The sequence below is a fragment of the Paraburkholderia xenovorans LB400 genome (genome assembly GCF_000013645.1).
Taxonomy (GTDB): Bacteria; Pseudomonadota; Gammaproteobacteria; order Burkholderiales; family Burkholderiaceae; genus Paraburkholderia; species Paraburkholderia xenovorans.
This window is the reverse complement of the sequence record NC_007951.1, coordinates 2,181,943-2,198,348: the sequence shown is the minus strand read 5'-3', so window position 1 is coordinate 2,198,348 and position 16,406 is coordinate 2,181,943. Positions and strand designations below refer to the sequence as shown.

The 16,406-nt window shown below is 63.1% G+C and carries 18 protein-coding genes; 8 read left to right on the top strand and 10 right to left on the bottom strand.

What is annotated here, in order from left to right:
• Window positions 1-132: 132 nt before the first annotated feature.
• The 5 genes from BXE_RS09815 to BXE_RS09795 all read right to left on the bottom strand — a co-directional run bounded on the left by BXE_RS09815 (window position 133) and on the right by BXE_RS09795 (window position 5,342).
• Window positions 133-1,059, bottom strand: a complete 927-nt coding sequence (locus BXE_RS09815) for a CysB family HTH-type transcriptional regulator (protein ID WP_007182122.1) — start codon at window positions 1,057-1,059, stop codon at window positions 133-135.
• Window positions 1,060-1,141: 82 nt separating this feature from the next.
• Window positions 1,142-2,200, bottom strand: a complete 1,059-nt coding sequence (locus tag BXE_RS09810) for a sulfate/molybdate ABC transporter ATP-binding protein (protein ID WP_007182123.1) — start codon at window positions 2,198-2,200, stop codon at window positions 1,142-1,144.
• Window positions 2,200-3,273, bottom strand: a complete 1,074-nt coding sequence (gene cysW / locus BXE_RS09805) for a sulfate ABC transporter permease subunit CysW (RefSeq protein WP_233518787.1) — start codon at window positions 3,271-3,273, stop codon at window positions 2,200-2,202. The genes BXE_RS09810 and cysW overlap by 1 nt, the downstream gene beginning before the upstream one ends.
• Window positions 3,270-4,163, bottom strand: a complete 894-nt coding sequence (gene cysT / locus BXE_RS09800; protein ID WP_011488156.1) for a sulfate ABC transporter permease subunit CysT — start codon at window positions 4,161-4,163, stop codon at window positions 3,270-3,272. The genes cysW and cysT overlap by 4 nt, the downstream gene beginning before the upstream one ends.
• Window positions 4,164-4,301: 138 nt before the next feature.
• Window positions 4,302-5,342, bottom strand: a complete 1,041-nt coding sequence (locus BXE_RS09795; RefSeq protein WP_011488155.1) for a sulfate ABC transporter substrate-binding protein — start codon at window positions 5,340-5,342, stop codon at window positions 4,302-4,304.
• Between the two features lie 314 nt (window positions 5,343-5,656).
• Between BXE_RS09795 and lexA the strand changes: the two genes are divergently transcribed.
• The 3 genes from lexA (at window position 5,657) to BXE_RS09780 (ending at window position 7,533) form a co-directional block, all read left to right on the top strand.
• Window positions 5,657-6,307, top strand: a complete 651-nt coding sequence (lexA, locus tag BXE_RS09790; RefSeq protein ID WP_007182127.1) for a transcriptional repressor LexA — start codon at window positions 5,657-5,659, stop codon at window positions 6,305-6,307.
• 119 nt (window positions 6,308-6,426) lie between these two features.
• On the top strand, window positions 6,427-6,774 hold the full coding sequence (locus BXE_RS09785) for a hypothetical protein (RefSeq protein ID WP_011488154.1): 348 nt from the start codon (window positions 6,427-6,429) through the stop codon (window positions 6,772-6,774).
• A 108-nt stretch (window positions 6,775-6,882) separates the two neighbouring features.
• Entirely contained in the window at window positions 6,883-7,533 is a 651-nt protein-coding gene (locus BXE_RS09780) for a DUF2939 domain-containing protein (protein ID WP_011488153.1), read from the top strand.
• Window positions 7,534-7,595: 62 nt separating this feature from the next.
• Here BXE_RS09780 and BXE_RS09775 read toward each other — a convergent pair whose 3' ends face one another.
• Window positions 7,596-8,060 carry a universal stress protein gene (locus tag BXE_RS09775; protein ID WP_011488152.1) on the bottom strand — a complete coding sequence of 155 codons (465 nt, stop codon included), beginning with the start codon at window positions 8,058-8,060 and terminating at the stop codon, window positions 7,596-7,598.
• A gap of 285 nt (window positions 8,061-8,345) precedes the next feature.
• Here BXE_RS09775 and nodI point away from each other — a divergent pair, with 285 nt between their 5' ends.
• Window positions 8,346-9,260, top strand: a complete 915-nt coding sequence (gene nodI / locus BXE_RS09770; RefSeq protein WP_011488151.1) for a nodulation factor ABC transporter ATP-binding protein NodI — start codon at window positions 8,346-8,348, stop codon at window positions 9,258-9,260.
• 87 nt (window positions 9,261-9,347) lie between these two features.
• Window positions 9,348-10,175, top strand: a complete 828-nt coding sequence (locus BXE_RS09765) for an ABC transporter permease (protein ID WP_011488150.1) — start codon at window positions 9,348-9,350, stop codon at window positions 10,173-10,175.
• An 84-nt stretch (window positions 10,176-10,259) separates the two neighbouring features.
• Here the strand turns inward: BXE_RS09765 and BXE_RS09760 are convergent, their stop codons facing one another.
• Window positions 10,260-10,682 carry a hypothetical protein gene (locus BXE_RS09760; RefSeq protein WP_011488149.1) on the bottom strand — a complete coding sequence of 141 codons (423 nt, stop codon included), beginning with the start codon at window positions 10,680-10,682 and terminating at the stop codon, window positions 10,260-10,262.
• Window positions 10,683-11,216: 534 nt separating this feature from the next.
• Window positions 11,217-12,269 carry an NADP(H)-dependent aldo-keto reductase gene (locus BXE_RS09755; RefSeq protein WP_038456270.1) on the bottom strand — a complete coding sequence of 351 codons (1,053 nt, stop codon included), beginning with the start codon at window positions 12,267-12,269 and terminating at the stop codon, window positions 11,217-11,219.
• A 144-nt stretch (window positions 12,270-12,413) separates the two neighbouring features.
• On the opposite strand from BXE_RS09755, the gene BXE_RS09750 reads away from it, so the two are divergent.
• Window positions 12,414-12,626: a DUF3820 family protein gene (locus BXE_RS09750; protein ID WP_035518164.1), complete on the top strand. Its 213-nt coding sequence runs from the start codon at window positions 12,414-12,416 to the stop codon at window positions 12,624-12,626.
• Window positions 12,627-12,829: 203 nt separating this feature from the next.
• On the top strand, window positions 12,830-13,075 hold the full coding sequence (locus tag BXE_RS09745; protein WP_038457987.1) for a hypothetical protein: 246 nt from the start codon (window positions 12,830-12,832) through the stop codon (window positions 13,073-13,075).
• Window positions 13,076-13,103: 28 nt separating this feature from the next.
• Here BXE_RS09745 and cysC read toward each other — a convergent pair whose 3' ends face one another.
• Complete coding sequence (gene cysC, locus BXE_RS09740; RefSeq protein WP_011488145.1) at window positions 13,104-13,643, bottom strand: adenylyl-sulfate kinase; 540 nt, start codon at window positions 13,641-13,643, stop codon at window positions 13,104-13,106.
• A complete protein-coding gene (locus tag BXE_RS09735) occupies window positions 13,640-15,232 on the bottom strand; it encodes a tetratricopeptide repeat-containing sulfotransferase family protein (protein WP_011488144.1) in 1,593 nt (530 codons plus the stop codon). The genes cysC and BXE_RS09735 overlap by 4 nt, the downstream gene beginning before the upstream one ends.
• A gap of 248 nt (window positions 15,233-15,480) precedes the next feature.
• Here BXE_RS09735 and BXE_RS44155 point away from each other — a divergent pair.
• A protein-coding gene (locus BXE_RS44155) for an IS5 family transposase (protein WP_407668610.1) occupies window positions 15,481-16,292 on the top strand; the annotation gives its coding sequence in 2 pieces (ribosomal slippage) (window positions 15,481-15,817 and window positions 15,817-16,292; 813 coding nt in all).
• Window positions 16,293-16,406 lie beyond the last annotated feature (114 nt).

Sequence of the window (16,406 nt, the reverse complement as noted above, 5' to 3'; positions counted from 1 at the left end):
TAGGAACGGGCGCAGGTCTGTAAACTGCGCCCGTTCCGTGATTCAACCATCAGGATCTAGCCAGGGCCGCCTTCTTCCCCTCGCAAGAAACTGATGGCCCTTCAACCGCCCGAACGCACCCGAATGCAACCGTCAGACTGCTTCGCGCAACTGCGCGGCGATATCCGCTTCGTTCAACTGCGGCGCGAACATCTCGATCAGCCGGTACGCGTAAGCACGCAGGAACGCGCCCTTGCGCAAACCGACCCGCGTCGTGCTCGCTTCGAACAGATGCTGCGTGTCGAGCGCGACCAGTTCCGTGTCGCGCTTGGGGTCGTAGGCCATCGCCGCAACCACGCCGATACCCATGCCCAGTTCGACATACGTCTTGATCACGTCGGCGTCGATCGCGGTCAGCACGACGTCGGGCAACGCGCCCGCTTTCGCGAACGCCTGGTCGATATGCGAGCGGCCCGTGAAATCCTGGTCGTACGTGACGATCGGGAATTCGGCGATCTCGTCGAGCGTCAGATTCGGCCGGCCCACCAGCGGATGACCCTTCGGCACGACCACCACGTGATGCCACGAATAGCACGGGAACGTGACGATATCCGGGAAGCGGTCGAGCGCTTCGGTGGAGATGCCGATGTCCGCTTCGCCGTTGATGATCATCTGCGCGATCTGTTGCGGGCTTCCCTGGCGCAGCGCCAGATGCACCTTGGGGAACACCTCGGTGAACTGGCGGATCACCTTTGGCAGCGCGTAGCGCGCCTGCGTGTGCGTGGTGGCCACGACGAGGTGCCCGCTATCCTGATCGGCGTACTGGCGCGCGACGCGGCGTAGATTCTCGGCGTCGAGCAGCATCCGCTCGATCAACTGATGCACCGCCTTGCCCGGCTCGGTGAGGCCCGTCAGACGCTTGCCGCGCCGGATGAAAATATCGACGCCGAGTTCGTCCTCCAGATCCTTGATCTGTTTGGACACGCCTGATTGCGACGTGTACAGCACGTTCGCCACCTCGGTCAGATTCATGTTCTGACGTACGGCTTCGCGCACGAAGCGCAATTGCTGGAAATTCATCTGTATGTCTCCGGTTCGTCCAGAGTCGAGCTATTTGAGTTTGATTGAAACACCGGGTCTGCCGCGCCTGAGCGCACTGCGCTCATTGCGCCGGAAACACGCGCAATGCACGCGGCACCGCCGTCACACCGTCGCCGATGGAGAGCTGCAGATCGCGCCATGCTTCGCGGTCGAGTTCGGCTTCGAGCAGGTTGCCCTCGCGGCCCGCGAGTTCGACCCGCACCGAGCCGCCCAGCGTCACCACGCGCCGCACGTCGACGACGATACCTTCGCGATGACCCGACGCCTGCGGATACAGTTGCAAATCGTGCGGACGCACATAGGCGAACGCCGGGCCGCTGAAATCGGCCTTGATCGACACCGGCAGCGCCGCGCCGTCCACCACGAAGCCGCTCGCGTCGACGTTGCCGTGCAGGCGGTTCGCCGCGCCGAGAAACTCGTAGACGAACGAGGTTTGCGGATGGTCATACACGTCCTGCGGACTGCCCACCTGCTCCACATGCCCGCGATTGAGCACGACGATGCGGTCGGCCACTTCGAGCGCTTCTTCCTGATCGTGCGTGACGAAAATCGTCGAGATATGCAGGTCGTCGTGCAGGCGCCGCAGCCAGCTGCGCAGTTCCTTGCGCACTTTCGCGTCCAGCGCGCCGAACGGCTCGTCGAGCAGCAGCACCTTCGGCTCGACCGCCAATGCGCGCGCGAGTGCAATCCGTTGCCGCTGGCCGCCCGACAGTTCCGACGGATAGCGTTGCGCGAGCCAGTCGAGCTGCACGAGCTTGAGCAGCTCATGCACCTTCTCGCGGATCACCGCTTCCGAGGGACGCTCCTTGCGCGGCTTCACGCGCAAGCCGAACGCCACGTTCTCGAACACCGTCATATGACGGAACAACGCATAGTGCTGGAACACGAAGCCCACTTCCCGCTCGCGCGCGCCGACCGTCGCCACGTCCTGGCCTTGCAGCACGACCTGGCCGCCGTCCGCGTATTCGAGCCCGGCGATCACGCGCAGCAAGGTGGTCTTGCCACAACCCGAGGGCCCGAGCAGCGCAACCAGTTCACCCGGCGGAAAGTCGAGCGTGACGTTATCGAGCGCGACGAAATCGCCGAAGCGCTTCTGCAGGTTACGAACGGTGATACCCATTACAGCTCTCCTTGCTTGAGCGGGTGTTGCTGCGATACATGCGGTGCGTGTGTCGCCGTTGCTGCTGTTGCTGCTGTTGCTGCTGTTGCTGCTGCACTGGCCGGCGGCGTGATGGGACCGGCGTACGCGGGCACATCCCGCGCGGCCGACAGTTCCGCCGACATATGGCGCTCGGCGAGCAGCTTCAGGCCGAGCGTCACGAGTGCGAGCAGCGCCAGCACCGACGCCACGGCGAACGCCGCCGAGAAGTTGTATTCGTTGTAGAGAATTTCGACGTGCAGCGGCATGGTGTCGGTCTGGCCGCGAATATGGCCCGACACCACCGACACTGCGCCGAACTCGCCCATCGCCCGCGCGTTGCACAGAATCACGCCGTACAGCAAGCCCCATTTGACGTTGGGCAGCGTGACGCGGCGGAAGATCTGCCAGCCCGACGCGCCGAGCACGTGCGCGGCTTCTTCTTCGTCGTTGCCTTGCGCCTGCATCAGCGGAATCAGTTCACGCGCGACAAACGGGAACGTCACGAAGATCGTCGCCATCACGATGCCCGGCACCGCGAAAATGATCTGGATGTTGTGATCCTGCAGCCACGGCCCGAACCAGCCCTGCGCGCCGAACATCAGCACATAGATCAGGCCCGAGATCACCGGCGACACCGAGAACGGCAGATCGATCAGCGTAGTCAGCAGCGCCTTGCCGCGGAATTCGAATTTGGCGATACACCATGAAGCCGCGAGGCCGAACACGAGGTTCAGCGGCACGGCGATCGCGGCGGTGATCACGGTGAGCTTGATCGCCGAGAGCGCGTCGGGATCGGCAAGCGATTCCAGATAGAAACCGAGTCCCTTGTTCAACGCCTGATAGAACACGGCGACGAGCGGCACGACGAGGAACAGCGCGAGAAACAGCAGCGCCACGCCGGTCAGGATCCAGCGTACGACGGGCGGCTCGGTGACCGGATCGGGACGGCGCGCAACGTTCAACGGTGCGCGCGGCGCCACGGCCACCGCGGCGTTATTCACGCCGCGCACGCCATTCACGTCATCCGCTCCATTCGCGGTGCCGCGGCTCATTGCACACCTCCGCCGACGGCCGCAACACTGGCGGCAGGCGCCGGACCCGCGCCGCCGCGGCTCGTGCGGCGCTGCAGATACCACTGCAAGGTATTGATCAGGAGCAGCATCAGGAACGACACGACCAGCATCACCACCGCCAGCGCCGTTGCGCCCGCGTAGTCGTATTGCTCGAGCTTCGTGATGATCAGCAGCGAGGTGATTTCCGATTTCATCGGCACGTTACCGGCGATGAAGATCACCGAACCGTATTCACCGAGCGCGCGGGCGAATGCCAGCGCGAAGCCCGTCAACAGCGCCGGAAACACCGCCGGCAACACTACGCGGCGAAACGTCAGCCAGCGCGACGCGCCAAGGCAGGCCGCCGCTTCCTCCTGTTCGCGCTCGAACTCTTCGAGCACCGGCTGCACCGTGCGCACCACGAACGGCAGACCGATAAACGTCAGCGCGACCAGCACGCCCGCCGGCGTAAACGCGATCTTCAGCCCGAGCGGTTCGAGGAACTGTCCGATCCAGCCGTTGCCCGCGTACACGGCCGCGAGCGAAATGCCGGCCACCGAGGTGGGCAGCGCGAACGGCAAATCCACCACGGCATCGACGATGCGTTTGAACGGAAACGTGTAGCGCACCAACACCCACGCCACCAGAAAGCCGAACACCGCATTGATGAGCGCGCCGCCGAGCGCGGAAAAGAACGTCAGGCGATACGACGCGAGCACGCGCGGTGAGCTCACCGCGCGCACGAACTGCTCCCAGTCGAGCGTCGCGGTCTTCAGAAAGGTCGCCGCAAGCGGAATCAGCACCACGAGGCTCAGATAAGCCACCGTGATGCCGAGTGTCAGGCCAAAACCGGGCAACGCGCTCGGTTTTCGGAAGGTCAACGTCGTCATGCTCGTTACTCGTTCAGGTTGATGCTCGTGTTACCGGCCGCCGGGCCCTGGCTGGCCAAAAGCGCGCCCCTGGGGGCGCGCCTGGGTGTGACGCGTGAGCGTGTCGCTTTGCCTGTGCCATTGCAGGCACGGGCGGTATTACTGCGGCTGGTAGATCGAATCGAACACGCCGCCATCGGCAAAGTGCGTTTTCTGCGCGTTGGTCCAGCCGCCGAACGAGTCGTCCACCGTGTACAGCTTCAGCTTCGGAAACTTCGCGGTCAGCTCGGCCGGCACCTTGTTCGAACGCGGACGGTAGAAGTTCTTCGCGGCGATTTCCTGCCCTTCCTCGCTATAGAGGAAGTTCAGATACGCTTCGGCGACCTTGCGCGTGCCGTGCCTGTCGACCACCTTGTCCACCACCGCAACCGGCGGCTCCGCCAGAATGCTGACCGACGGCACGACGATCTCGAACTTGTCCGGACCGAATTCCTTCAGCGACAGGAAGGCTTCGTTTTCCCACGCGATCAGCACGTCGCCGATACCGCGCTGCACGAAGCTGGTAGTCGCGCCGCGCGCGCCCGAATCCAGCACGCCGGCATTCTTGTAAAGCTTGCCGACGAATTCCTTGGCCTTCTGGTCATTGCCGCCCGGCTGATGCTCGGCGTACGCCCAGGCCGCGAGGTAGTTCCAGCGCGCGCCGCCCGACGTCTTCGGATTCGGCGTGACGATCGAGACACCCGGCTTGATCAGATCATCCCAGTCCTTGATGTGCTTCGGGTTGCCCTTGCGCACCAGAAACACGATCGTCGACGTGTACGGCGACGCGTTATCCGGCAAACGCTTCTGCCAGCCCTTGTCCAGCAGCCCCTTGCTGGCCAGTGCGTCGATGTCGTAAGCGAGCGCAAGCGTCACGACGTCGGCCTGCAGACCGTCGAGCACCGAACGCGCCTGCGCGCCGGAGCCGCCGTGCGACTGCTTGAAGGTGATCGTGTCGCCGGTCTTCGCCTTCCATTGCTTGCCGAACGCCTGGTTGATGTCCTGATACAACTCGCGCGTCGGGTCGTAGGACACGTTCAGCAGCGTCGTGTCGGCAGCGTGTGCCTGCGCCATTACGCCTAGCGCGCCTGCCGCACCCAGTGCCAGCGCCACGATGAGTGTCTTCGCCCTGCCCGCCAGCCCCGTACCTTGGTGATTCATGTCAACTTTCTCCGCGTTGTAATTCGCTGAAACAGCGTGTGGTGTTGCTCTGCGTCGCGGTCACGTGCACATGAGCCCCAACTGGAGGCCAGTCTATCGAAGGGCTTTCATCATTAAAAATAATGTTTATTCATTCTTTAATACGCAAAAGTGGTAATGACAGCTGGATAAGGCGTTGCGGCACGAAAACGGGTGTTGGAGCGTCATTTGACGACGCTGCAACGCCACCCTTCGGCACGAACTTAAAGTAAAGCTTGAATTGCGCCCGATACTGTATAAAAATACAGTCACCTGTTCATACATACAGTGGCGCCATGACCAAACTCACCGCACGACAGCAGCAGGTTTTCGATCTGATCCGCAGGGCTATCGAACGCACCGGCTTTCCGCCCACCCGCGCGGAGATCGCCGCCGAACTGGGCTTCAGCTCGGCCAACTCGGCTGAAGAACATCTGCGCGCGCTCGCCCGCAAGGGTGTGATCGAGCTTGCGGCGGGCGCGTCGCGCGGCATTCGCCTGCTGGCCGGCCCGGAAGATTCGCCGCATCAGTTCACGCTGCCGCACGCCAGCATCATGCAATTGTCGCTGCCGCTGATCGGGCGGGTTGCCGCGGGTAGCCCGATCCTCGCGCAGGAACATATCTCGCAGCACTACGCGTGCGACCCGGCGCTGTTCTCGAGCAAGCCCGATTACCTGCTGAAGGTGCGCGGGCTGTCCATGCGCGACGCGGGCATCTTCGACGGCGATCTGCTCGCGGTGCAGAAAAAGAGCGAAGCCAAAGACGGCCAGATCGTCATTGCCCGGCTTGGCGACGACGTCACGGTCAAGCGCCTGAAGCGCCGGCCGAATGGGCTCGAACTGATCGCCGAGAACCCCGATTACGAAAACATCTTCGTTGAAACCGGCAGTGCGGAGTTCGCGCTGGAGGGTATCGCCGTCGGGCTGATCCGCCCCGGCGAGTTCTGAGCACGCTGGTTCCAGGCGCCTTGATATCGAGCGCCCTGGTTCCAGGCCCTTCTTGCCCGTTCGGCAGAATAGAAAGCCGCGCCGGCGCCGCATCAACGTTGCATCGTCTGGAGAGTCTCATGGAACGCTTTGCCCGCCTGTTGCCTTTTCGCCAGTTCGGTCGTTTGCGCCATCTTCGCAAGCTGGTGCCCTGCTCATTGATCGAGGCGTCTACTGCGGCCAATACACCGTCGCTGTTCGATTTGCCCGCCGGCGTGTCGAGCTTGCCGTCGTCGTTGCCGGCATTTGCCCGCGTGTCGTTGAATTCGGGTTTGAACACGGCCGAGCCGGCGCGCCGCGCACCGGTGCGTGTCTATCACGGCCCGTCGCGGCTCATCATGGTCGGCACGGTAGACGCCGTATGCCGCATGATCGACCGCTGCATTGCCGATGAAGCAAACTTCCACGGCGCGGTATTCGAGTCTTGATCGGCCCTCAATCGGGCGGCGATACTGCATCGCATGGGGTTGCGCGTGGGATCGTTTTCGCGTGGCAGCGGTCCACGTTAGATCACACCTGACGGAGAATCCCATTCGATGGCCGTTCTGAAACGCAGCAAAGGCGGCGCCACCCGGCCGCTAATTGTCACCCTGCTCGTGATTGTCGTGATCGCCGGGCTCGGGTTCGCGTACGCGACACCCTATATCGCGCTGAACAATCTCAAACGTGCGGCCGACGCGCGCGACGCGCAAACGGTCAATCAGTACGTCGACTTCCCCGCGCTGCGTGAGAGCCTGAAGCAGCAGGTCGCCGGCTTGCTGACACGGCGGCTCGACGCGCACAGCAACGGTAATCCATTGGCCGCCATTGGCGCGATGATCGGCGTCGCGCTGATTGGCCCGCTCGTCGATGCCTATGCCACGCCGGACGGCGTGGCGGCCCTGCTGAACGGCATGCCGCCACGCGGCGATCCGGGCGAGCGGCCGCCTGTGCCTGCTGCCACGAACACCCCACCAGATTCCGCAGCGACGTCACCCGCGCCGGCAGCACCGGCCACTGGCAACGCAGCCAATGGCACTGGCAACGCCGCGCCGGCGCAACCGCCGCAAACCACGGCGGGCTATCGCGGCCTCAACGAATTCGTCGTCACGTACCAGCATGGCGCCGGCGACGCGCGCTACTCGGCGATCTTTCAGCGCGAGGGCGTATTCACATGGAAGCTGGCCGCGGTCAACCTCAACGAATGACTGTCTGATGTCGTCAGGCTTGCACGGCCGCGCCAGTCAAACACGCTCCCCGTGACCGTGCGTCAAGCCGCCGCTTGCTGCTGCTCCTGCGCGGAAGAACAGGCCACCAGAATGCTGCACGAGACGCGATCGAGCAGCGGCGTATTGCCCGCACCCATCCACCACCGTGACAGACCCGTACGGCAGCGGTGGCCGACCACGACCAGGTCGACATGCAATTCATTGGCGAGGTTGGCGATCTCGTCGATCGGATGGCCGAACGCGAAATGCCCTTGCGCGCTCACGCCTCGCTCGGTGAGCCAGTCCACGCCTTCCTGGAGGACGTCGCGGGCGGTCTTTTCGAAGCTGCCGCAAGCCACATCGGTCAGCAGGCCCGCGCTTTGCGCGATGCTCGAACGCATGTCGACAACCGACAACAGGTGAGTTTCGGCTTTCAGATCCATCGCCAGGTCGGCGCCGCAACGCAACGCTTTGCGGCCTTCGCGCGAGCCGTCGTAGCACAGCAGGATTTTCTGGTAGCTCGCCATGATTTTTTCTCCCTTCGCGCGGGGCGCGCGATCTGAATGAATCATGGTGCGCCGCAATTCAGGTTGCAAGGGATGGAAAACGCTAACTGCGTGCTACCGGCCGCCAGCTTCGCCCTAAACAGGTGCGCGCGCCGCTGGACGGCGCCCACAGGCCGATGCCGCAGTGCGGGAAACCCGCGCCGCAGCGTCGGGCGCGAACCGACGCCGGGCAGCCAATGCCCTAGAATAGGCGGCCTTCCCGGCCATTCGCGTCATTCACGTCTTTCCCGGAGATCCGTTCGATCCATGCCTGAAGCCGCCATCGAATTTGACAAGGTTAAAAAAAGCTACGGCGAAAAAACGGTCGTCGACGGGCTGTCGTTCCATGTCGCCCCCGGCGAATGCTTCGGCCTGCTGGGCCCGAACGGCGCGGGCAAGACTACCACGTTGCGCATGCTGCTCGGCATCGCCGCGCCGGATGCGGGCACGATCCGCCTGTGCGGCGAACCGATCCCCAGACGCGCGCGCGTGGCGCGGGCACGCGTCGGCGTGGTGCCGCAGTTCGACAATCTCGACCCCGACTTCACGGTGCGCGAGAACCTGCTGGTGTTTGGCCGCTACTTCGGCATGAGCGCCGCGCAATGCAGGGCAATGGTGCCGCCGCTGCTCGAATTCGCGCGCCTCGAAAGCAAGGCCGACGCGCGCGTGAGCGAACTCTCCGGCGGCATGAAACGGCGCCTCACGCTGGCGCGCGCGCTCGTCAACGACCCCGACGTGCTGATTATGGACGAACCGACCACCGGTCTCGATCCGCAGGCGCGGCATCTGATCTGGGAGCGGCTGCGTTCGTTGCTCGCGCGCGGCAAGACCATTCTGCTGACCACGCACTTCATGGAAGAAGCCGAACGGCTCTGCCACCGGCTATGCGTGATCGAGGAAGGACGCAAGATCGCCGAAGGCGCGCCGAGCGCATTGATCGCCTCCGAGATCGGCTGCGACGTGATCGAGATTTTCGGACCCGATCCGGTTGCCCTGCGCGATGAACTGGCGCCGCTCGTCGAGCGCACCGAGATCAGCGGCGAGACGCTGTTCTGCTACGTCATCGACGCGCAGCCGGTGCATGCGCGCCTGAAACAGCGCGCGGACCTGCGCTATCTGCACCGCCCGGCGAATCTGGAAGATGTGTTCCTGCGGCTCACCGGCCGCGAGATGCAGGACTAGAGGCGCATGGATACCGGCATCGCACGCAACGCGCTACGGCTATAACGACGAAGGAAGCCCCTGGAGGGGCACCGCACGAGACACGCAATGGACGCACGCACATACGAAACCCCGGGCGACACGCCATCGAGACAGGACACCTTCGCCGCCTTTCCCGCGAACGCGACCAACTGGATCGCCGTGTGGCGCCGCAACTATCTGGTGTGGAGAAAACTTGCGATCGCCTCGATGTTCGGCAATCTCGCCGATCCGATGATCTATCTGTTCGGCCTCGGCTTCGGGTTGGGGCTGATGGTCGGCCATGTGGACGGCGTGTCGTACATCGCCTTTCTCGCGGCCGGCACGGTGGCGTCGAGCGTGATGATGTCCGCGAGCTTCGAGTCGATGTATTCGGGCTTCTCGCGCATGCACGTGCAGCGCACCTGGGAAGCGATCATGCACACGCCGCTCACGCTGGGCGACATCGTGCTCGGTGAAGTGATCTGGGCGGCCAGCAAGTCGATACTCTCTGGCGCCGCGATCATGCTGGTGGCCGGCGCGCTGGGCTACGCGAATTTTCCGTCGATGCTGCTGGCGTTGCCGGTCATCGTGCTGACCGGGCTCGCGTTCGCGAGCATCGCAATGGTGGTCACGGCGCTCGCGCCTTCGTACGACTTCTTCATGTTCTATCAGACACTGGTGTTGACGCCGATGCTGTTACTGTCCGGCGTGTTCTTTCCGGTGTCGCAACTGCCCGCCATTGCGCGGGGTGTCACCGAAGTGCTGCCGCTGGCGCACTCCGTCGACCTGATGCGGCCGGCCATGCTCGGGCGGCCGGTCGAGCACGCGCTGGTGCATGTGGCCGTGCTGGCGGCGTATGCGCTGGGCGGCTTTATCGTGTCGGCGATTCTGTTCAGACGCAGGATGATGAAGTAGGTTCTGGCTTTCGAGTAACACAGGCGCTGATGCCCGGCCAACGGTTGCTATCAGCGACCAGCGCCTGCGGCGGCCCGGCTCCACTCAGTCCTCGTCGTCCGTCCACGGAATGTCCACGTCGGAAATGAACGCCACGGTCGCGAACGGTCCACCGTCCTGACGGCCGATCTTGCCGTCCGCGCGCTGCCATTCGACCCGGAACATCGTGCCCGGATCATCGGCGATCAGTCGGACCGTGCGCACTTCGTCCGGATCGGATTCTTCGACCGGACCGTCTAGCGAGATCTGCAATTCCTGCGGCCATAGGCCATCGGCCGGATCATAGATCCTGTCGCCGTCGGGAATCAGCGTGAAGGCTTCCACGCCGATCGTCGCCGAGGCCTCCACGATCATCTTGCCCAACGCACGCAGCAGTGCCGTCGCACGCGCCGAATTCGCCTGACGGATTGCCAGATCCCCGCGCGTCAGCGCCTGCTCAAGTTTTGGGTTTGTTTTTTGTTGCGCCATTCGATGAGTTCCTGTCGCTCTGTTGTGGACAGCGCGCTGCATCGAGCGCGCGCCGCTCTCCATTTTTCGGGCTGAATCGTACCACCGGTGTGCGCCGCAGCAACGCCGGCCGCGCAGTCCGGCGCTGTCAGCCCGCCCCGTCCACCACAGTTTAGGTCGTGATTCGTGTTCCGGCAGGGACATTTACCCTCCAATCGACGGCGAATGGAGAGGTACCGCACGCACGCCGCGGTCTGCCGTCGCCGCACGCCGGCTGGCCAGCAATCAGCTCGCGCCGGGCTCCAGTCCGATGTTCTGTGCGGTGGCGAGTTTGTTCGCGCTCCATGCTGTGCGCCTTCGCGCTGTGCGCGGCAAGCGGACGCTCCGCTGGACATGCGTCGGGCGGCGACGGAATTTCAGACGCCATCCATCCTGATCCCGCAAGCGCCCCGGCCATGAAGCCGGGGCACCTGGGGCAGCGCGGCGATTCGGGCGGGACGCAGACTTCATTCTTCTTTCAAGCCCGACTCGAACCAGCGCGCCGCCATTCGCGCATCAAGGCGCGGGATTCGGCTGCAATTCATGCAGCGCGTCGATTTCCGCGAGCACGTCCGGCGAGAGTTTCACGTCGACGCTGGCAATGTTTTCCTTCAATTGATCGAGCGAGGTCGCGCCGATCAGATTGCTGGTCACGAACGGCCGGCTATTGACGAACGCGAGCGCGAACTGCGCGGGCGCCAGACCGTGGCGCTTCGCGAGTTCGACGTAACGCGTGGTGGCCTGCACCGCTTGCGGCTTGCTGTAGCGCTGGAAGCGATCGAAGCGCGTGATGCGGGCGCCGGCCGGACGCGCGCCGCCTTCATACTTGCCCGACAACCAGCCGAAGGCCAGCGGCGAATAGGCCAGCAGGCCGACGTTGTCGCGATGCGCGTACTCGGACAGACCCGCTTCGTACGTGCGATTGACCAGGCTGTACGGATTCTGGATGCTGACGATGCGCGGCAAGCCGAGCTTTTCGGCCGCGCGCAGAAACTGCGCGACGCCCCAGGGCGTTTCATTCGACACGCCGATGTGACGCACCTTGCCCGCCTTGACGAACTCGGCGAGTACGGACAACGTCTCTTCGATCGGCACCGTGTACGCGTCGTCGACCCACGGATACGAGGCGCGGCCGAACGTCATCGTGCTGCGATCCGGCCAGTGCAGCTGATACAGATCGACGTACTCCGTTTGCAGGCGCTTCAGACTGTCGTTGAGCGCTTCGGTGAGATTCTTGCGGTCGAACTGGTTGCCTTCGCCACGAATATGGCGCGGGTTATGCGGCTGACGCGCCGGGCCGGCGATCTTGGTGGCGAGCACGATTTTTTCGCGCGCGCTGCGATGCTGCGCGAGCCACGTGCCGATGAAGCGCTCCGTCGAACCTTGCGTCTCGGCAATCGGCGGCACCGGGTACATTTCGGCGGTGTCGATCAGATTGACGCCGTGATCGAGCGCGTAGTCGATCTGCGCGTGCGCTTCCTGCTCCGTGTTCTGCTCGCCCCATGTCATGGTGCCGAGACCGATCAGGCTAACCTGCACATCGGAATCGCCAAGGCTGCGATATTGCATCGAACTTGTCCTGTTGATTGGTTGAACGAAAAGCGCTGACGTTACCATGCCCGCGCGATACCTGCAGGGCACGCTAAAATGCGGTTCCGACGGGCGCCGCCCGTTTTTCCACGCGCAAGGTTTCTCCGCGCCGCCCCTGCCGCAATGAATCCCGAACACCTCGAACTGCTGGTCACGCGCATCATGCCTTACGGGAAATATAAGGGCCGCCTGATTGCGGACCTGCCCGGTCATTATCTAAACTGGTTCGCGAGTCAGGGCTTTCCGCCGGGCGAAATCGGCCGGCTACTCGCCCTGATGCACGAGATCGATCACAACGGTTTGAAGTCGCTACTCGAGCCCTTGCGCAAGCGCTGATCGTCCCGCGGTGAAAGCGCCGTGAAGTGTCATGAAGCGCGGTTGAAAGTTAGCCCGCAGGCATTGTGCAAGCCATGCAGGTCTGTACAAATTCATACAGTCTTTTGCTTGTACCTTGCCGGCTGAATGGACTTTAATCCACGTAGGTTCTCGCGCGCTCTGCCACGGTTCCCGCCATTGTCCGTATGTCGTCCTGCCCGTTCATGTCTGAATTCAACTGGTCCGCGCTGCTCGAATTTATCGGCCACGATCTCTCGCCGGTGCGGGCGGTCATCACGTTCTTTCTGATCGGCTACGTTGTGGTCGGACTGCCCGTTCATTTCCGCCAGGGTGCCGCATCGCGCGATATCTGGGGCACGGCCGCCGGTGTGACGATGGCCGCGATCTACGCGGCGTTCATCATCGGCGTGTATCCGGTGTTGCATCATTCGGGCGGTTTGTTGCGATAGATGGCGCGAGCAGCATGAAGACAGCGCGCTATCCGCTCACACGCCCCATCGTGACCAGATGCGCGAGCAGCCGGTCTACACCCTCGTTGACCGGCATGCGATCAGTTTCAATCACCAGGTCGGCGGCGAGCGGCGCTTCGAACGGATCGGAAATACCGGTGAAATGCGCAATTTCGCCGCGTCTCGCGCGCGCATAGAGTCCTTTGGCGTCGCGCGCTTCGCAGACCTGTAGCGGAGCATTCACGAACACTTCCACGAACCCTTCGCCGACAATTTCACGCGCCGCGCGCCGGTGCCGATGCTCCGGAGAAATCACCGCGGCGATCACCACGAAGCCCTGCTGCATGAAGAGCGCAGCAACGTGCGCGACCCGCCGCAGGTTTTCAGTGCGGTCCTCGGGCGTGAAGCCTAGGTCGGCGTTCAGCCCACGCCGCAGCACATCGCCGTCGAGCACGATCGCGGCCTGCCCTGCTTCCTTCAACCGTAGATGCAAGGCGTTGGCCAACGTCGACTTGCCGGCGCCGGAGAGCCCCGTCATCCATATCACGGCACCGCGCGCCGCGCTCATGAGCGACGCTCCATGCCAGTGGCCACGACTTCGTCAGGCGGAGCGCCATGAGCCGGTGTGAGCTCCGGGCCCAAGCCGTCGAACAGCGGTTGAAGCAACGCCTGCTGCGGCTGCCAGCGCTGCACTGAAGTCTTGTACAGCGGACGGCGCACCTGCGCGGAACTGGCCGTATTCACTTGCCGCGTGGTCTGATGAAACGACAGGCAACGCTCGTCCCAGTCGAGCCCGCAATGCGCGAGCAAGCGGCGCACATTGGCTTCGAAATCGTCGACCAGTTCTTCGTATTTGACTTCGATCATTACACCTTCGGGGAGCACACGTTGCCAGTGGTTCATCAGGGCGTTATAGGCGCGGTAGTAACGGCCCAGTTCGCCGAGATCATAGCTGAACGGCACGTCGTGAAAAATGCGCGAGAAGATCGACAGGCAGGTTGGCAAAGGCGCGCGGCTGCTGTGAATGAAGCGCGCATTCGGCAGCGCCAGATGGATCAGACCGAGGTTGATGAAGTTGAACGGATATTTGTCGGTGAAGTGCGTATAGCGTGGAGCCGGGCCGGTTTCTCCGGTCTGCGCGAGGCTGTGGATTTCAGGCAGCGCGCCGCGCATGCGACGCAGATAGTCCGCGCCGAGTTCGCGCAACGGCGCGGACTCGACGTCCCCAAGTGCTTCGATATCGATCCGCAACGGATCAGCCGGATCGCGGCGGATGCAGTGCACCAGCGCCTCGCCGAATTCCGTGCGCTCACCCGCGCCGAATACCTGGGGATGGCTCGCGAGAATCTGTTCGATCAAGGTCGAACCCGAGCGCGGCATGCCGACGATAAAGATCGGCGCCGCTGACGGATCGCCCAGACCGCGCTTCGCCTCCAGCACTTCCGAAGCCGTCAGCTCAGGCAGATGCGCGAACAGGCCGAGCGTGTCCGCTTCGTTGTAGCGCACGCTAACGCGATGCAATGCATTGCCCTTCAGGAAGTGATCGAACGATGCGTCGTTGCGGCCCACATCGGACAGTGCCTGGCCGTACGCGAAGTGAATCTCCGCCTGGTTGGCCGGCGTGAGCGACGCCGCGTTGCCGACAAGGCTTTCCATCGCGACGAATACCGGATCTTCAGTAGTGAGGCGCTTGGTCTGCACGAAGTTGCGGTAGTACAGCGGCACCTGCGGTGCGGCTTCGATTGCGCGGCGATACGCTGCGTGCGCTTCGTCGAAACGGCCGAGCGCCTGCAGGCAGTTGCCCATGTTGTTGTGCGAGCCGTCGGCGTGCGGATTCAGGCGAGCCGCCTCGCGATAAGCGTCCACCGCCTGTTCGAGCCGATGCATCTGCTCGAGCGTCCAGCCGAGGCCGTGATGCGAATCCGTGTCGCGCGGATCGAGCGCGATCGCTTCCCGATAGCGTTCGACGGCCTCGGGAAAATGGTTCAGGGCGGCGAGCGTCGCCGCGATGCGCTGATGCACGAGCGCATCGGCAGGGGCAAGCACGCGCGCGTGTTCGAAACGTTGAAGCGCGGCGTCGAGTTCGCCGCGCGCCGCACAGGCGTCGCCTTCGGCGCGCCATTCTGATGCGGTGGCCGGCTGTGGATCGTGCTTCATTGACGGCGGGATATTTGCAGGCTTCGCATGGAGCGGTCCTGGCAGTGAGCGGGTGCAGTGTTTTCATCCGGCCGGCAAATGGGCATGGCCTGGATTCGAGGTAATTGTCTGAAGGGAACTTAACAGGCGCGCCCTACAGTTGCGTTGCGGAAATTTAACTAAGACGCTGTTGCGAAATTAAGTTTTGGGTCTGTTAACTTTTCCGGCTTGGTGTTAACTTTCTGTCTTGTTTTGCCTGACAGGAAGCGATGCCTAAAGAACTGATAGACGACGAATTGTGGTTACTCATCGAACCACTGCTGCCTGCGCGAGCACCACGCAATCGCCAGTTTGCGGGCCGCAAACCGAAACCCGACCGAGCGGTGCTGACCGGCATCGTGTTTGTGCTGCGCTCAGGCATTGCGTGGAACCTTCTGCCGCAAGAAATGGGATGTGGTTCAGGCACAGCTTGCTGGCGACGGCTCGTCGCGTGGCAAAAGGCAGGTGTCTGGCAACACATTCACGAAGCGTTGCTCGCCGAACTGCGTCGCCGTGGCGAAATCGATTTCTCGCGTGCGCTCGTCGACAGCTCATCGATTCGCGCCGTGCTGGCGGGAAAAAAACCGGCCCGAATCCCACGGACCGGCGCAAGCTCGGCAGCAAACACCACCTCATCGTCGACGCGCAAGGCATCCCGCTCGCGGTCATCCTGAGCGCGGCGAACCGGCACGACATTACCCAGCTTGATGCGCTGGTCGATGCCATTCCGCGCATCCGGGGCAAGCGGGGTCGTCCCTTGCACAAGCCGCGAATCGTTCAGGGCGACCGGGGCTACAGTTCCGAACCCCATCGGCAACGCTTGCGTGAGCGAGGCATCACGCCACTACTCGCAAAAGTCGGCGCGCCGCATGGCAGTGGGCTCGGCAAAACACGTTGGCCAGTCGAGCGTTCGATTGCGTGGCTTCACTCGTTTCGACGGCTCAAGATTCGTTACGAACGCTATGCGCATGTTCACGAAGCATTCCTGTCTTTGGCTTGCGCCTTAATTTGCTGGACGCGCCTAAAGCCTCTGTTTAACTAATTTCGCAACAGCTTCTAACTGTTACAGCAGGAGGATCGCGTAAGGTGTGCAAGCGTATCGCTTCGCCTTATTCCGTGGTCTCCAGCCGCCATGCATGTCTCATTGAGCCGCCAG

Bases quoted from the DNA above. Each gene is read 5' to 3' on its own strand.
- BXE_RS09815 (WP_007182122.1), bottom strand. From the start codon at position 1,059: ATGAATTTCCAGCAATTGCGCTTCGTGCGCGAAGCCGTACGTCAGAAC.
- BXE_RS09810 (WP_007182123.1), bottom strand. From the start codon at position 2,200: ATGGGTATCACCGTTCGTAACCTGCAGAAGCGCTTCGGCGATTTCGTC.
- cysW (WP_233518787.1), bottom strand. From the start codon at position 3,273: ATGAGCCGCGGCACCGCGAATGGAGCGGATGACGTGAATGGCGTGCGC.
- cysT (WP_011488156.1), bottom strand. From the start codon at position 4,163: ATGACGACGTTGACCTTCCGAAAACCGAGCGCGTTGCCCGGTTTTGGC.
- BXE_RS09795 (WP_011488155.1), bottom strand. From the start codon at position 5,342: ATGAATCACCAAGGTACGGGGCTGGCGGGCAGGGCGAAGACACTCATC.
- lexA (WP_007182127.1), top strand. From the start codon at position 5,657: ATGACCAAACTCACCGCACGACAGCAGCAGGTTTTCGATCTGATCCGC.
- BXE_RS09785 (WP_011488154.1), top strand. From the start codon at position 6,427: ATGGAACGCTTTGCCCGCCTGTTGCCTTTTCGCCAGTTCGGTCGTTTG.
- BXE_RS09780 (WP_011488153.1), top strand. From the start codon at position 6,883: ATGGCCGTTCTGAAACGCAGCAAAGGCGGCGCCACCCGGCCGCTAATT.
- BXE_RS09775 (WP_011488152.1), bottom strand. From the start codon at position 8,060: ATGGCGAGCTACCAGAAAATCCTGCTGTGCTACGACGGCTCGCGCGAA.
- nodI (WP_011488151.1), top strand. From the start codon at position 8,346: ATGCCTGAAGCCGCCATCGAATTTGACAAGGTTAAAAAAAGCTACGGC.
- BXE_RS09765 (WP_011488150.1), top strand. From the start codon at position 9,348: ATGGACGCACGCACATACGAAACCCCGGGCGACACGCCATCGAGACAG.
- BXE_RS09760 (WP_011488149.1), bottom strand. From the start codon at position 10,682: ATGGCGCAACAAAAAACAAACCCAAAACTTGAGCAGGCGCTGACGCGC.
- BXE_RS09755 (WP_038456270.1), bottom strand. From the start codon at position 12,269: ATGCAATATCGCAGCCTTGGCGATTCCGATGTGCAGGTTAGCCTGATC.
- BXE_RS09750 (WP_035518164.1), top strand. From the start codon at position 12,414: ATGAATCCCGAACACCTCGAACTGCTGGTCACGCGCATCATGCCTTAC.
- BXE_RS09745 (WP_038457987.1), top strand. From the start codon at position 12,830: ATGTCTGAATTCAACTGGTCCGCGCTGCTCGAATTTATCGGCCACGAT.
- cysC (WP_011488145.1), bottom strand. From the start codon at position 13,643: ATGAGCGCGGCGCGCGGTGCCGTGATATGGATGACGGGGCTCTCCGGC.
- BXE_RS09735 (WP_011488144.1), bottom strand. From the start codon at position 15,232: ATGAAGCACGATCCACAGCCGGCCACCGCATCAGAATGGCGCGCCGAA.